A 12,306-nucleotide genomic window follows, 5' to 3' on the forward strand; every position below is an offset into this window, starting at 1 on the left:
CCTACCGTTGGGCGTTGCCCGACGCGCCGAGAGCCGATCCGGGTGCCCCAAATGTCAGAGCCGTGTCGTAGAAAGAGTGGCACGGCGAGGTCCGCGTTGCGGACGGGAGGAGGCGGCCCGGTGAACATGCCCGAGCCCATGGACGACCCCTGGGCCGACAGCGGTCCCAGTGACCGTCTGCCCGCCCGTCCGCGCCGTAGCAGCGAAGGTCGGGGTCGCGGGGACAAGCGGGACGACGACGGCCGTGAGGGCGGCTCCTGGGACGGCGGCGGGGGCGGCTTCGAGCGCGTTCCGCCGCAGGACCTCGACGCCGAGCAGTCGGTGCTCGGCGGCATGCTCCTGTCCAAGGACGCCATCGCCGACGTGGTAGAGGTCCTCAAGGGCCACGACTTCTACCGTCCCTCGCACGAGACGATCTACCAGGCCATCCTCGACCTGTACGCCAAGGGCGAGCCGGCCGACCCGATCACCGTCGGCGCGGAGCTGACCCGGCGCGGCGAGATCAGCAAGGTGGGCGGTGCCTCCTACCTGCACACGCTGGTCCAATCCGTGCCCACCGCGGCGAACGCCGAGTACTACGCGGAGATCGTCCACGAGAGAGCCGTCCTGCGGCGCCTCGTCGCCGCCGGTACGAAGATCACGCAGATGGGGTACGCGGCGGACGGCGACGTCGACGAGATCGTCAACAGCGCCCAGGCCGAGATCTACGCCGTCACCGAGCAGCGGACCTCCGAGGACTACCTGCCGCTCGGCGACATCATGGAGGGCGCCCTCGACGAGATCGAGGCGATCGGGTCCCGCAGCGGTCAGATGTCGGGCGTACCGACCGGGTTCACCGACCTGGACTCCCTGACCAACGGCCTCCACCCCGGTCAGATGATCGTCATCGCCGCACGTCCCGCGATGGGCAAGTCCACGCTCGCCCTCGACTTCGCGCGTGCCTGCTCCATCAAGGCCAACCTGCCCAGCGTCATCTTCTCCCTCGAAATGGGCCGCAACGAGATCGCGATGCGCCTCCTCTCGGCGGAGGCCCGCGTCGCGTTGCACCACATGCGCTCGGGAACGATGACCGACGACGACTGGACCCGGCTCGCGCGCCGCATGCCCGACGTCTCGGCCGCTCCGCTGTACATCGACGACTCCCCGAACCTGTCGATGATGGAGATCCGGGCCAAGTGTCGCCGCCTCAAGCAGCGCAGCGACCTCTCCCTCGTCGTCATCGACTACCTCCAGCTGATGCAGTCGGGCGGCTCGCGCCGTCCGGAGAGCCGCCAGCAGGAGGTTTCGGACATGTCCCGAAACCTCAAGCTGCTGGCCAAGGAGCTGGAGGTCCCGGTGATCGCGCTCTCCCAGCTGAACCGTGGTCCCGAACAGCGCACCGACAAGAAGCCGATGGTCTCCGACCTCCGTGAATCGGGCTCCATCGAGCAGGACGCCGACATGGTGATCCTGCTGCACCGCGAGGACGCGTACGAGAAGGAATCACCCCGCGCGGGCGAGGCTGACCTGATCGTGGCCAAGCACCGAAACGGTCCCACGGCCACCATCACCGTCGCGTTCCAGGGCCACTACTCCCGCTTCGTGGACATGGCCAACACGTAGGAGAGCAACGACCCCGTGGTCCGGCGGGGTAAATCCGCAGGCCGTCGGTCGCGCGGGTGTGGTACCTACTGATCATGAACGCGCTCCCTGAAGACCTGGAACTGCTCCCCGAGACCCGGCGCGCGCTGCGGCACCGGATCGCCGTCGCACAGAGCGAGGGGCGAGCCCCCTCAGTGGTGGCGGCGGTCGTTCGTGGGGGCGAGGTGGTCTGGGAGGGGTCCCGCACCTCCGTGGCGGGGCACGGGCCGGACGGGAACGTGCAGTACAGGATCGGCTCCATCACCAAGACGTTCACCGCCGTGCTGGTGTTGCGGCTGCGGGACGAAGGGCTGCTCGACCTGTCGGACCCGCTGGAGAAGCACCTGCCCGGAACGGGCGTCGGCGAGGTGACCGTCGCCCAGTTGCTGGCCCACACGGGTGGTCTGGCGGCCGAGACCCCCGGCGCGTGGTGGGAGCGGAGTCCGGCGTCGTTGCGCCCCGAACTACCCGACGTACTGGGGGACGAGCCGTTCAAGCACACCCCCGGCCGCCGGTTCCACTATTCCAACCCCGGCTACACGTTGCTGGGTTCGCTGGTCGAGGCGCTGCGTGGCAGGCCGTGGGAGGACGTCCTGCGCGCCGAGGTGCTGGAGCCGCTCGGCCTGAACCGTACGAGCGGGCAGCCGCAGGCACCGCACGCGGGCGGTTGGGCGGTGCACCCGTGGGCCGACGTGATGATGCCCGAACCGCTGGAAGACCTCGGCCTGATGGCCGCGGCCGGGCAGCTGTGGTCCACGACGACGGACCTGGCGCGCTTCGCCGACTTCCTGCTCCGCGGTGACGACCGGGTGTTGAGCGCCGCGACGGTACGGGAGATGCGCACCCCGGCCGCGCCGCCGGAGCCCGGCTTCGCTGCTTCCGGGTACGGGCTCGGTGTTCAGCTGGCGACCGACGGGGACCGCCGGCTGGTCGGGCACAGCGGCTCCCTTCCGGGGTTCGTCGCCGGCCTGTGGCTGAGCGAGGCCGACGACGTGGCCGCCATCGTCATGGCGAACTGCACTTCGGGATTGCCGTCGATGACCGTTGCCCTCGACCTGGTACGGATCGTCGCTGAAGCGGAACCGCCTTTTCCCGAACCGTGGCGGCCGTTCGGGGAAGCCGACCGGGTGCCGTTGGAGCTGACCGGGCCCTGGTACTGGGGGACTTCGCCGTACGTGCTGCGACTCACGTACGACGGCTGCCTGCAACTGAGCCCGCTGGGAGGCGCCGGCCGGGCGGCCGGCTTCCGCGCGGAGCCCGACGGTACGTGGACGGGCCTGTCCGGCTACTACGCGGGTGAGACGCTGCGGACCGTACGCCGGGAGGACGGCTCGGTGAGCCACCTCGACCTGGCGTCGTTCGTCTTCACGCGGGAGCCCTACGACGCCCAGGCCCCGGTGCCCGGAGGCGTGGACCCCCAGGGCTGGCGGGGCATCGGCTGAGGCCGGTGCCGGCAGCCGGGACGAATCCGGCCGCCGGCACCCCACGGCCACCCGGATCGCTCAGAGCTGGAACTTGAAGCCGATGTGGGAGCCGGTGAAGCCGAGCCGCTCGTAGAAGCGGTGGGCGTCGGTGCGCGTCACGTCCGAAGTGAGCTGTACCAGATGACAGTTCTCCTGCCGGGACCGGTCGATCGCCCATTCGATGAAACGGGTGCCGAGGCCGCTGCCCCGCTCGTCGGCGTGGACCCGAACACCTTCGATGATCGACCGGGTGGCTCCCATGCGGGAGAGTCCCGGTACGAAGGTGAGCTGGAGGGTGCCCACCACGCGCTCACCGCGGACGGCGACGACGACGTGCTGGTTGGGGTCCTCGGTCAGGCGCTTGAGGGCCGCCACGTACGGGGCGAGGTCGTCGGGGGACTCCCTGGTGGCCCCGAGCGGGTCGTCGGCGAGCATCTCGACGATGGCCGGCAGATCGGCCTCGACGGCGGGGCGGATCCTCAGTTCGTGGGTTTCGGTCATGGTGCGCCTTTCCTTCAGCCCGCTGCGACGGTCAGTGGGGCCCAGCGGCGGGTCCAGTCACCGGGTAGGCGGGGGATGCCCCGGGTCATGACGGCGTTGAACGCCACGGATGCGAGGCCCTGTTCCTTGAGCCAGGCCAAGAGTCCCTCATGGCGTACGTCGACGTCGGTGCGCAGGGGCCGGTCGGTGGTGGCTGCCAGTGCGGTCACGAGGGCCTGGGCGCCGACGGTATCGCGGGCGATCAACGGCCCCACCACATGGGTCTGCATGTTGGGCCACATGGCGGCGTACCCGACGAGCTCGCCCCGGTCGTCCTCGATGACGAGTAGCCGGTCGGCGAAGGCGGGAAGGCGGGTGATCAGGTGGGTCCGGTCGCTGCCGAACACTTCGGTGTCCAGGCGGATGATGGCCGGGATGTCTCTGGAGCCGGCCTTCCGGACGACTCCGCCGTCCGGAACCGGACCGTTCCCGGTGGGGCGGAAGGCGCCCACGAGCATCTCGGCCCGGCCCGTCGTGTCGAAGCCGAGCTCCTCGTACAGGGGGCGGCCGTACGGTGTGGCGTGCAGGGTGAGGGGGATGCCCGCCAGGACCTCGTCGCACACGTGTGTCATCAGTCGGCGGCCCAGTCCCCGGCGGGCGTACCGCTCCGCGACGAGGACCATGCCGATGGCGGCGAGGTCGGGCTCGGCCCGGCTGGGCCCGTAGCGGGTGACGACGCAAACGGCGGCAAGTCCTTCGCCATCGGGGGCGTCGATCCCGTAGGCGTCCCCTGCTGCGAGGAGGAGCCCCCACTTGTGGTCCTCGCGGGGCCAGCCACGGTCTTCGGACAGATCGGCGCAGCGGCGGAGGTCGTCCGTGGTGAGCAAGCTGATCGGCAGGTCGGTGAGCGGTGGTGATGTCACCCACCCAGCCTGGATCATGGGCCGGGTGGGAGTCCAGGGGAAATGGCGCGGCGCACGGCGCCCGTGTTTCACGTGAAACCGCCCTTGACCCGGGCGGGCGCGCAACGGGCGTCACCCTGTATCTGAAACGACGCCGGTTTCACTTGAAACACCGGCCGGGCCACGCGGGACTCGAAAGTCGTTTCACGTGAAACACGCTGTTTCACGTGAAACGGAGCCGCTAGCCTCGACGGCTATGACGATGCTGCACCTCTTCGATCTCGACGGGACCCTGATGTTCGGCTCGGCCGCGCCGGTCGAGATTTCCCGGCAGCTCGGCGTGGGCGTCGAGATCGCCGAACTGGAGCGGTCCTTCGCCGCACGCGAGATCAGCCCCCACCAGTTCTCGATGGCGGTGCGGGAGCTGTGGTCCGAGCTGACGCCCGCGCACGTTCGGGCGGCGTTCGACGGTGCTCCGTGGCTGGCGGGCATCAGGGATGTCTGGCAGGAGATCCGCGAGCGCGGCGACTACTGCGCGGTCATCTCGCTGTCCCCGTCGTTCTTCGTCGAGCTGTTGTTGGAGTGGGGTGCCCATGCCGCCCACGGATCGGTGTTCCCCGCAGTTCCCTTCACCCGGCCCGTCGACCTGGCGGGGATCCTGACGCCCGAGGGCAAGGTGGGCATCGCCGACCAGCTGTGCGAACGGTTCGGAGTGAGCCGGGGGGACTGTGTCGCGTACGGGGACTCCCTGACCGACGCGGTCCTCTTCGACGCCGTCCCGAGGTCCGTGGCGGTGAATGCGCGTCCGTACCTGGCCGAACGGGCGACGTACGTCTACGAGGGTCGCGACCTCCGCGAGGCATACCAGCTCGTGGCCGCGACCCGCCCGGAAGTCGAGGCATCTTAAGGGGAAAGAGGGTTCGAAACGCAGAATTTGCCCATTCCCCCGCAGTGCTCTTGGTCGGCCGGCACGCTGTGAAACCCGGAACCACGGATTCGAGGCCGTGGCGCGTGCACATTGACCGAGATGCCCGAAGCGAGGCACCGCATGGACGCTCCGCCCATCAGATCGGCCGGACCGACCGGCCGGATACCCTCCGGGGGCGGTGTGAAAGAGCCCTCCCCGGATTCCGTGCTCATCCACCGGACCCTTGCGGAGATCGCACCCGTCGCCGACAAGGTCACCTCGTACTTCTACGCCCTGGTCTTCACGGGGCACCCCGATGTGCGGGGCATGTTCCCCGCCTCCATGGACGTGCAGCGCGACCGACTGCTGAAGGCCCTACTGACCGCCGCGGAGCACATCGACGCCCCGGACGTGCTCGTCCCGTACCTCCGCCGACTCGGCACGGGGCACCGCAAGTACGGAACGATGGCCGGCCACTATCCGGCCGTGGGTGAGGCCCTGATCGGAGCCCTGGCCCGGTACGCGGAGTTCACCTGGGGCCCCGAGACCCAGGCGGCCTGGGTACGCGCGTACACGGCCATCTCGCAGATCATGATCGACGCTGCGGCCGAGGACGGGGCGAAGGCGCCCGCGTGGTGGCAGGCGGAGGTCGTCTCCCACGACCTGCGCACATCGGACATCGCGGTGCTGACGGTCCGCCCCGACCAGCCCTATCCCTTCCTGGCGGGCCAATACACGAGCCTGGAGACGCCGTGGTGGCCACGGGTCTGGCGGAACTACTCCTTCGCCTCGGCGCCGCGCGCCGACGGCCTCCTCTCGTTCCACGTCAAGGCCGTTCCGGCGGGTTGGGTCTCCAACGCCCTCGTGCGGCACGCACAGCCGGGCGACGTGCTGCGGCTCGGGCCGCCGGCAGGGTCGATGGTGGTGGACCACAGCACGGACAACGGCATGCTGTGCCTGGGGGGAGGTACCGGCATCGCCCCCATCAAGGCGTTGATCGAGGACGTCGCCGAGCACGGCGAGAGGCGGCCCGTGGAAGTCTTCTTCGGGGCGCGCAGCGACCACGACCTCTACGACAAGGACACCCTGCTGGGGTTGCAACGATCCCACCCGTGGCTGTCGGTGCGCCCGGTGGTGGGAGGGGGCCTGGACGGGCAGTTGCCGCAGGCCGTCGGTGAGCACGGGCCCTGGAGGTCGTACGACGCCTTCGTGTCCGGTCCCCCGGCGATGATCCGCAACGGGGTGGACGCCCTCAAGCGGATCGGCATCCCGGGGGAGCGGATCCGCTACGACTCGTTCGAGGAACTGGCGGGCGTGGCCGGCTGAGCCCGGTACGGCCCGCCGGCTCCCGGCGCGCTCAGCCCAGATCGGGGGCGTGCATGGCGCGCACCCCCTCGATGTTCCCGTCGAGGTAGTGCCGCAGGGACAGCGGTACGAGGTGGACCGCCGCGATCCCGACCCGGCTGAAGGGCACGCGGACGATCTCGTACTCGCCCGCGGGCTCGTCGATCTCGGGGCCGTGGCGCTGTGAGAGGTCCATCGATTCGAGGTGACAGACGAAGAAGTGCTGCACCTTCACGCCGGTCACGCCACCGGAGGCGATGTGCTCGACGGTGTCGACGAAGCAGGGCACCACATCGGTGATCTTGGCGCCCAGTTCTTCATGGACCTCGCGGTGCAGGGCGTCCACGACGGTGTCGTCCGAGGGTTCCACCCCGCCGCCCGGCGTGAGCCAGTACGGGTCGACGCCGGGCTTGGTGCGCTTGATGAGGATCAGGTCGCCACCGTCGAGCAGGATCGCGCGGGCGGTGCGTTTGACCACGGGACGTTCGGTCATGGGAGAAGAGTGGCCCGGTACGACCCGTCTGAAACGCACCGCAGGCCGAAAACGGGGGGCTCACCAGTGCGCGGCGGCGCGCAGCAGCACGTCATGGGCGCGGTCCAGGTGGGCGAGGGCGAGACTTCCGGCCCGTACGGCGAGGAACCAGGTCCGCAGCGGCGGTACCGGCGGGTCGAGCAGAGCCACGATCCGACCGCCTTCGACGGCGTCCCGGCACAGATAGCGGGGCAGCACGGCGAGCCCGGCGCCTGCTCGGACGCATTCCAGCACGGCGCGCAGATCGGGTGCGACGACGGTGGCGGCCGGTTCGGGCGCGGAGTCGAAGAGCGCGGCCCAGTAGCGGGTCACGAGCGGCAGGCTCTCGTGGACCTCGACGACGGGGATCCCGTTCAGGGCGCCGGGGCCCTTGTCGCGCAGGTGGGCGGGGTCGACGAGGGCGGCCCAGTAGGGCGCCGCGACCAGCACCAGTTCCTCGTCGCACAGGACGGAGGCCGTGAACAGGTCGCCGCGCGGTCGGGCCGTGGTGACGACGAGGTCGTGTTGTCCGGAGCCCAGTCCGTCGAGGGTGGTCTCGGCACCGGAGGTGAACGCGGTGCGAAGGGTCTGCCCCTGGACGACGAGGGGCGCGAGGGCGGGGAGCACCCGCACGGAGAGGAACTCGGCCGGTCCGGCGAGGTGCAGGGTGCGTGACGCGCCCGCGGACTCCCGCTCGGACTCGGTGATCCGTAGCAGGGCGTCCAGGTGAGGGGCCGCCTTGTGGGCCAGTTCGTCGCCGATCGCGGTGGGTGTGACGCCACGGGCGCGGCGATGGAACAAGGGGCGGCCCAGCTGGCGTTCCAGGGTCCGGATCTGCGAGGTGACCGCGGGCTGGGAGAGTCCGAGGAGGGAGGCGGCCCGGGTGAACGAGCCCGCCCGGTGGACGGCGACGAAGGTGCGCAGCAGGGCCAGGTCCATGGCGGCCCCTTCCGGTGGGGGCCTTCAACCATAGATATGCCGATGGGCCCCTGTCGCTACCGTGATTGGACTCTGACGCCAAGTCAAATAGCCTTGTTCGAGTGGTTCTTCACGTGCGGAACCCGGGAACGGTCCGAGTCACCAGGGGGAGGCTCGGACCGTTTTCCGTGGCGTTCAGGCCCCGGAACCCGCGTGGTCAAGGGCCCGCAGCACATCGGCGACCAGGTCCTCGGGATCCTCGGCGCCGGCGGAGAACCGGATGAAACCCTCCGGGACGGCGTCGCCGCCCCAACGACCGCGGCGTTCCGCCGTGGAGCGCACTCCGCCGAAGCTCGTGGCGTCCTCGACCAGGTGCAGGGCGGCCATGAAGCGTTCCGCGTGCGCGCGGTCCGGCAGCGTGAAGGAGACCACCGAGCCGAATCCGGACATCTGTCGGGAGGCTGTCCTGTGGGACGGGTCCGAAGGCAGGCCCGGGTAGCGCAACCCGGTGACCTCGGCGCGGTCGCCGATCGCTTCGGCGATCGCGAGGGCATTGCTCCATTGGCGCTGGGCGCGCAGCTGGATGGTGGCCAGCGAGCGGTGGGCGAGCCAGGCCTCCATGGGCCCGGGGATGGCCCCGACGATCTTGCGCCAGCGGCGGACGCCCGCGGCGAGCGCCGGGTCCCGGCAGACGACGTAGCCGAGCAGGAGATCGCCGTGCCCGGTGAGGCCCTTGGTGCCACTGGCCACGGAGAAGTCCGCGCCGAGTTCCAGCGGGCGCTGTCCGAGCGGGGTGGCGAGGGTGTTGTCGACGGCGACCAGAGTGCCGCCTCCGTGGGCGGCCTCCACGAGGCGGCGTACGTCGCACACGTCGAGCCCCGGGTTGGAGGGGGTTTCGATCCACAGGAGCCGCGCTCCGTCGAGGGCCGTCAGCTGGGCGTCACCTGCGGTCGGCGCCGTGCGCACCACGATCCCGTACGCCTCCAACTGCTCCCGGAGCAGCGGCAGCGCCTGATAGCCGTCGTCGGGCAGGACGACGGTGTCGCCGGTGCGGGCCTGGGAGAGGAGGACGGCGGAGATCGCCGCCATGCCGGAGGCGAAGACGATGGTCTCCGCGTCCGGTAGCCCGGGGGCCTCCAGCTCGCCGATGGCGCGTTCCAGCAGGGTCCATGTCGGGTTGCTGTCGCGGCCGTAGGCGTACGGGCCCGACACGTCCCCGGGGAGGTGGAAATGGGCGGCGAACACGGGTCCGGGCAGGGTCGGTTCGTTCTTCACGGCTTCGGGGAATCCGGCGCGCACGGCCCGGGTTCCGTCGCCGTACCGGTCCGTCGTGGTGCTCTCGCCGGCGGGATGGTCGGTCACGGGGTGTGCTCCTTCACCGCGGTGCGTACCGCGTCCAGCAGGCCGGGGCTCGCGGCCTCGACCAGCTCCAGGCATTCCTCGAACCCGTCGAGGGAGCCGTAGTACGGGTCCGGTACGTCCATCGCGTCCGGTATGCGGTCCGGCCCGGCCGCGGGGTCGTACGAGCGCAGCAGCCGGACCTTGGCCGCGGCCTCGGGGGTCGGTGCCAGGGCCCGCAGGTCGTTCAAGTGGCCGGAGTCGAGCGCGATGACGAGGTCGAGGCGCTCGAACCAGGAGGCCCGGAACTGTCGGGCCCGGTGGTCCTGCTCGTACCCGGCGGCCTCCAGCACGGCCACGGTGCGCGGATCGGCGGCGTCGCCCTCGTGCCAACCGCCGGTGCCGGCGCTGTCCACCTCGACCCGGTCGTCCAGCCCTGCCTCGGTGACGTGGGCGCGGAAGACCGACTCGGCCATGGGCGAGCGGCAGATGTTGCCCGTGCAGACGAAACAGACGCGGTACATCGTCGGCCGGTCAGTTCTTGTCGGGCAGGGCCAGGTTCACGGCCCAGGAGACGACAGAGATGATCAGACCGCCGAGGACCGCGGTCCAGAAGCCGTCCACGTGGAAGCTGAGGTCGAACTGCTCCGCCAGCCACGAGGTCAGGAGCAGCATCAAGGCGTTCACGACCAGGGTGAACAGCCCGAGGGTCAGAACGAACAAGGGGAAGGAAAGCAGCTTCACCACGGGCTTCACGATGAAATTGACCAGGCCGAAGACCAGGGCGACCAGGATCAGCGTGGCTGCTCGTCGGCTCGTGCTGCTCCCGTCGTCGAGCGTGATGCCGGCGAGCAGCCAGATGGCCACGGCCAGGGCCGCCGCATTGGCGAGCGTCTTGACTACGAAATTCGTCATGTGTCTGATCGTGGCAGAGAAGATCCTCGTGGGACATCAGCAGATCAGCGGATCCCACGGCAGCGGCGAACGAGGGGCACAGCAACGATGAAGGCCTTCCGGCTGGATGAGCTAGAGGCGGAGAGGGCGGCCAACGACGGCGCCTACCTGCAATTCCTGCGGGAACGGAACATGTCGGCGGGGTTGTACGCCCTGGAAGCGGGCCAAAGCGATCCGCAGCAGCCGCACCGACAGGACGAGGTGTACTTCGTGGTCAGCGGCCGGGCCTCGATCACGGTCGGGGAGGAGACGACGGTGGTGGCCAACGGCAGCGTCGTCTACGTACCGGCGGGGGTGCCGCACAAGTTCCACCACATCACCGAGCCGTTGAAGGTGCTGGTGGTGTTCTCCCCGCCCGAGGGCTGAAGGCACGGGGACCGGGGGCCGGCCTTCATCGTGGAGCCCTCTTCCGAGGGCCTTCCCGGGGGGTCGGCCCCCGGTCCCCTAAGGGGCGGATCAGGGGGTTCCGGGGGCTCTCGGGCCCCCGCCCGTGGCCGGCCGCTCCTAGCATCGGAACCAGGAAGTCACGGACGAGGAAGAGGTAGAAGACATGGACGGGATCCGAGCGATATTCGCGGGCATGCCCTGGTGGGTCAAGTGGATCGCCGTTCCGGTGCTGGCCATCTTCGTTTTCGGCGGGGTGATCACCAGCATCATCGGCACGCTGATCGGCCTGGTCTTCAAGCTCCTGCTCCTCGCCGCCCTCGTCGGTGGTCTGGTCTTCGTGGTCAAGAAGTTCAGCGGCAGCGGTTCGAAGTCCTCCTCTTCCTCCTCCGGAGAGTGGTAGAGGCAACCCGCAACCCGGGCGGTGCGGGATTGACCCATGCGGGGGAACGTGAGACGGCAAAACGCCCACACCGCTGGAATCGGCGGATAGGGTCGCAATCTGTGTCGCTCCCCTGGGCACCGTCAGCAGGTACTCCGCTCCGGGCCGGCCATCAGGTCCGGAGCACCCGAGCAACACCCCCAGGAGCCACGGCACACGCGGGGGCGGCCCCCGCAGGGCGGGCCCCCCAGGCCCGCCGCCACACCTGGGGGTGAGCTTTGTCTTCGGTTCACAATGCCGGTGTGCCGACTCTGATCGGTTCGGTGCAGAGAGCGCTGAGGCTGCTCGAAGCGGCGGGCTCCCACGGTGACGGAGCCCCGGCGAAACAGCTCGCGCGCGAAGCCGGGCTCCCGCTCCCCACCGCGTACCACCTGCTGCGCACCCTGACGCACGAGGGCTATCTGCGCCGGGAGGGAGGAGTCTTCGTACTCGGTCCCGCCGCCGGGCGGTTGGCTGTTGGCGGACTTCAGCAGAAACGTCGCAGCATGATCCTCGACTCCCTGGCGCACTTCCGCGACGCGGTCGGGGCGCCCGTCTACTTCGCGGTCTACCGCGAGGGTGAGATCGAGGTCGTCGGCGTCTCGGACACTCCGGCCGACCCCGCCTGCGAGGAGTGGGCCGATTTCCGGGCGACCGGCCACGCGCACGCCATCGGACAGTGCCTGCTGGGCCAGCTCGACGAGAAGGCGCGCAAGGACCACTACGACCGTCACCCGGTCGAGGGGATCACTCCCTACACCGTGCGGGACCTCCACGCACTGGAACAAAGAATCGCTTCGTTGGAACGGATGCAGCCGGTTACGGAGCGTCAGGAGTACACCCTGGGCGTCGTGTGCGCCGCCATCCCGATCACAGCGGGCGATACCGCCGCAACCATGGCCATTTCGCTCCCCATGCACCAGGAAAGTCGGTTGCCCTATGTGGCAGATCGGCTACGGAATGAAGTAGGCGCGCTGCTGAGCACCCTCTCGTTCTCTATCAGTATCTGAAAACTCACTCCTTGTGATCTCCGAGCGCTTCCACCACTCTTGTCAAGAGGGCTT

The 12,306-nt window shown here is 69.7% G+C and carries 14 protein-coding genes; 7 read left to right on the forward strand and 7 right to left on the reverse strand.

What is annotated here, in order from left to right; all coding sequences use genetic code 11:
• Positions 1–138 precede the first annotated feature (138 nt).
• Both dnaB and ACZ58N_RS22580 read left to right on the forward strand, forming a co-directional pair.
• Positions 139–1,602 (forward strand): replicative DNA helicase, encoded by a 1,464-nt coding sequence (gene dnaB / locus ACZ58N_RS22575; protein ID WP_471163086.1) that lies wholly within the window; start codon positions 139–141, stop codon positions 1,600–1,602.
• 74 nt (positions 1,603–1,676) lie between these two features.
• Positions 1,677–3,062: a serine hydrolase domain-containing protein gene (locus ACZ58N_RS22580; protein ID WP_471162707.1), complete on the forward strand. Its 1,386-nt coding sequence runs from the start codon at positions 1,677–1,679 to the stop codon at positions 3,060–3,062.
• A gap of 60 nt (positions 3,063–3,122) precedes the next feature.
• Here the strand turns inward: ACZ58N_RS22580 and ACZ58N_RS22585 are convergent, their stop codons facing one another.
• The gene (locus ACZ58N_RS22585; protein WP_471162710.1) at positions 3,123–3,584 is read right to left on the reverse strand and encodes a GNAT family N-acetyltransferase; all 462 of its coding nucleotides are present in this window, start codon (positions 3,582–3,584) and stop codon (positions 3,123–3,125) included.
• 14 nt (positions 3,585–3,598) lie between these two features.
• The gene (locus ACZ58N_RS22590; RefSeq protein WP_471162713.1) at positions 3,599–4,486 is read right to left on the reverse strand and encodes a GNAT family N-acetyltransferase; all 888 of its coding nucleotides are present in this window, start codon (positions 4,484–4,486) and stop codon (positions 3,599–3,601) included.
• 235 nt (positions 4,487–4,721) lie between these two features.
• On the opposite strand from ACZ58N_RS22590, the gene ACZ58N_RS22595 reads away from it, so the two are divergent.
• Both ACZ58N_RS22595 and ACZ58N_RS22600 read left to right on the forward strand, forming a co-directional pair.
• Entirely contained in the window at positions 4,722–5,372 is a 651-nt protein-coding gene (locus ACZ58N_RS22595) for an HAD family hydrolase (protein WP_471162716.1), read from the forward strand.
• Positions 5,373–5,573: 201 nt separating this feature from the next.
• Positions 5,574–6,698 (forward strand): globin domain-containing protein, encoded by a 1,125-nt coding sequence (locus ACZ58N_RS22600; protein ID WP_471162718.1) that lies wholly within the window; start codon positions 5,574–5,576, stop codon positions 6,696–6,698.
• A 31-nt stretch (positions 6,699–6,729) separates the two neighbouring features.
• On the opposite strand, the gene ACZ58N_RS22605 is transcribed toward ACZ58N_RS22600, so the two are convergent.
• From ACZ58N_RS22605 to ACZ58N_RS22625, 5 genes are all read right to left on the reverse strand, one after another.
• Positions 6,730–7,209 (reverse strand): NUDIX domain-containing protein, encoded by a 480-nt coding sequence (locus ACZ58N_RS22605; protein WP_471162721.1) that lies wholly within the window; start codon positions 7,207–7,209, stop codon positions 6,730–6,732.
• A 60-nt stretch (positions 7,210–7,269) separates the two neighbouring features.
• Positions 7,270–8,166: a LysR family transcriptional regulator gene (locus ACZ58N_RS22610; protein ID WP_471162724.1), complete on the reverse strand. Its 897-nt coding sequence runs from the start codon at positions 8,164–8,166 to the stop codon at positions 7,270–7,272.
• A gap of 174 nt (positions 8,167–8,340) precedes the next feature.
• Positions 8,341–9,507, reverse strand: a complete 1,167-nt coding sequence (locus tag ACZ58N_RS22615; RefSeq protein ID WP_471162727.1) for a cystathionine gamma-lyase — start codon at positions 9,505–9,507, stop codon at positions 8,341–8,343.
• Positions 9,504–10,007, reverse strand: coding sequence for a low molecular weight protein-tyrosine-phosphatase (locus ACZ58N_RS22620; RefSeq protein WP_471162730.1), 504 nt, complete (start codon positions 10,005–10,007; stop codon positions 9,504–9,506). The genes ACZ58N_RS22615 and ACZ58N_RS22620 overlap by 4 nt, the downstream gene beginning before the upstream one ends.
• 10 nt (positions 10,008–10,017) lie before the next feature.
• Positions 10,018–10,398, reverse strand: a complete 381-nt coding sequence (locus tag ACZ58N_RS22625) for a phage holin family protein (protein ID WP_471162733.1) — start codon at positions 10,396–10,398, stop codon at positions 10,018–10,020.
• Between the two features lie 87 nt (positions 10,399–10,485).
• On the opposite strand from ACZ58N_RS22625, the gene ACZ58N_RS22630 reads away from it, so the two are divergent.
• The 3 genes from ACZ58N_RS22630 to ACZ58N_RS22640 all read left to right on the forward strand — a co-directional run bounded on the left by ACZ58N_RS22630 (position 10,486) and on the right by ACZ58N_RS22640 (position 12,252).
• Positions 10,486–10,803 (forward strand): cupin domain-containing protein, encoded by a 318-nt coding sequence (locus ACZ58N_RS22630; RefSeq protein WP_281204936.1) that lies wholly within the window; start codon positions 10,486–10,488, stop codon positions 10,801–10,803.
• 193 nt (positions 10,804–10,996) lie between these two features.
• Positions 10,997–11,224, forward strand: coding sequence for a DUF5326 family protein (locus ACZ58N_RS22635; protein WP_471163088.1), 228 nt, complete (start codon positions 10,997–10,999; stop codon positions 11,222–11,224).
• A gap of 290 nt (positions 11,225–11,514) precedes the next feature.
• Positions 11,515–12,252, forward strand: coding sequence for an IclR family transcriptional regulator (locus ACZ58N_RS22640; RefSeq protein ID WP_471163091.1), 738 nt, complete (start codon positions 11,515–11,517; stop codon positions 12,250–12,252).
• The last annotated feature ends 54 nt before the right edge of the window (positions 12,253–12,306 follow it).

This window comes from Streptomyces sp. NPDC040432, assembly GCF_055595445.1.

Bases quoted from the DNA above. Each gene is read 5' to 3' on its own strand.
- dnaB (WP_471163086.1), top strand. From the start codon at position 139: ATGGACGACCCCTGGGCCGACAGCGGTCCCAGTGACCGTCTGCCCGCC.
- ACZ58N_RS22580 (WP_471162707.1), top strand. From the start codon at position 1,677: ATGAACGCGCTCCCTGAAGACCTGGAACTGCTCCCCGAGACCCGGCGC.
- ACZ58N_RS22585 (WP_471162710.1), bottom strand. From the start codon at position 3,584: ATGACCGAAACCCACGAACTGAGGATCCGCCCCGCCGTCGAGGCCGAT.
- ACZ58N_RS22595 (WP_471162716.1), top strand. From the start codon at position 4,722: ATGACGATGCTGCACCTCTTCGATCTCGACGGGACCCTGATGTTCGGC.
- ACZ58N_RS22605 (WP_471162721.1), bottom strand. From the start codon at position 7,209: ATGACCGAACGTCCCGTGGTCAAACGCACCGCCCGCGCGATCCTGCTC.
- ACZ58N_RS22610 (WP_471162724.1), bottom strand. From the start codon at position 8,166: ATGGACCTGGCCCTGCTGCGCACCTTCGTCGCCGTCCACCGGGCGGGC.
- ACZ58N_RS22620 (WP_471162730.1), bottom strand. From the start codon at position 10,007: ATGTACCGCGTCTGTTTCGTCTGCACGGGCAACATCTGCCGCTCGCCC.
- ACZ58N_RS22625 (WP_471162733.1), bottom strand. From the start codon at position 10,398: ATGACGAATTTCGTAGTCAAGACGCTCGCCAATGCGGCGGCCCTGGCC.
- ACZ58N_RS22630 (WP_281204936.1), top strand. From the start codon at position 10,486: ATGAAGGCCTTCCGGCTGGATGAGCTAGAGGCGGAGAGGGCGGCCAAC.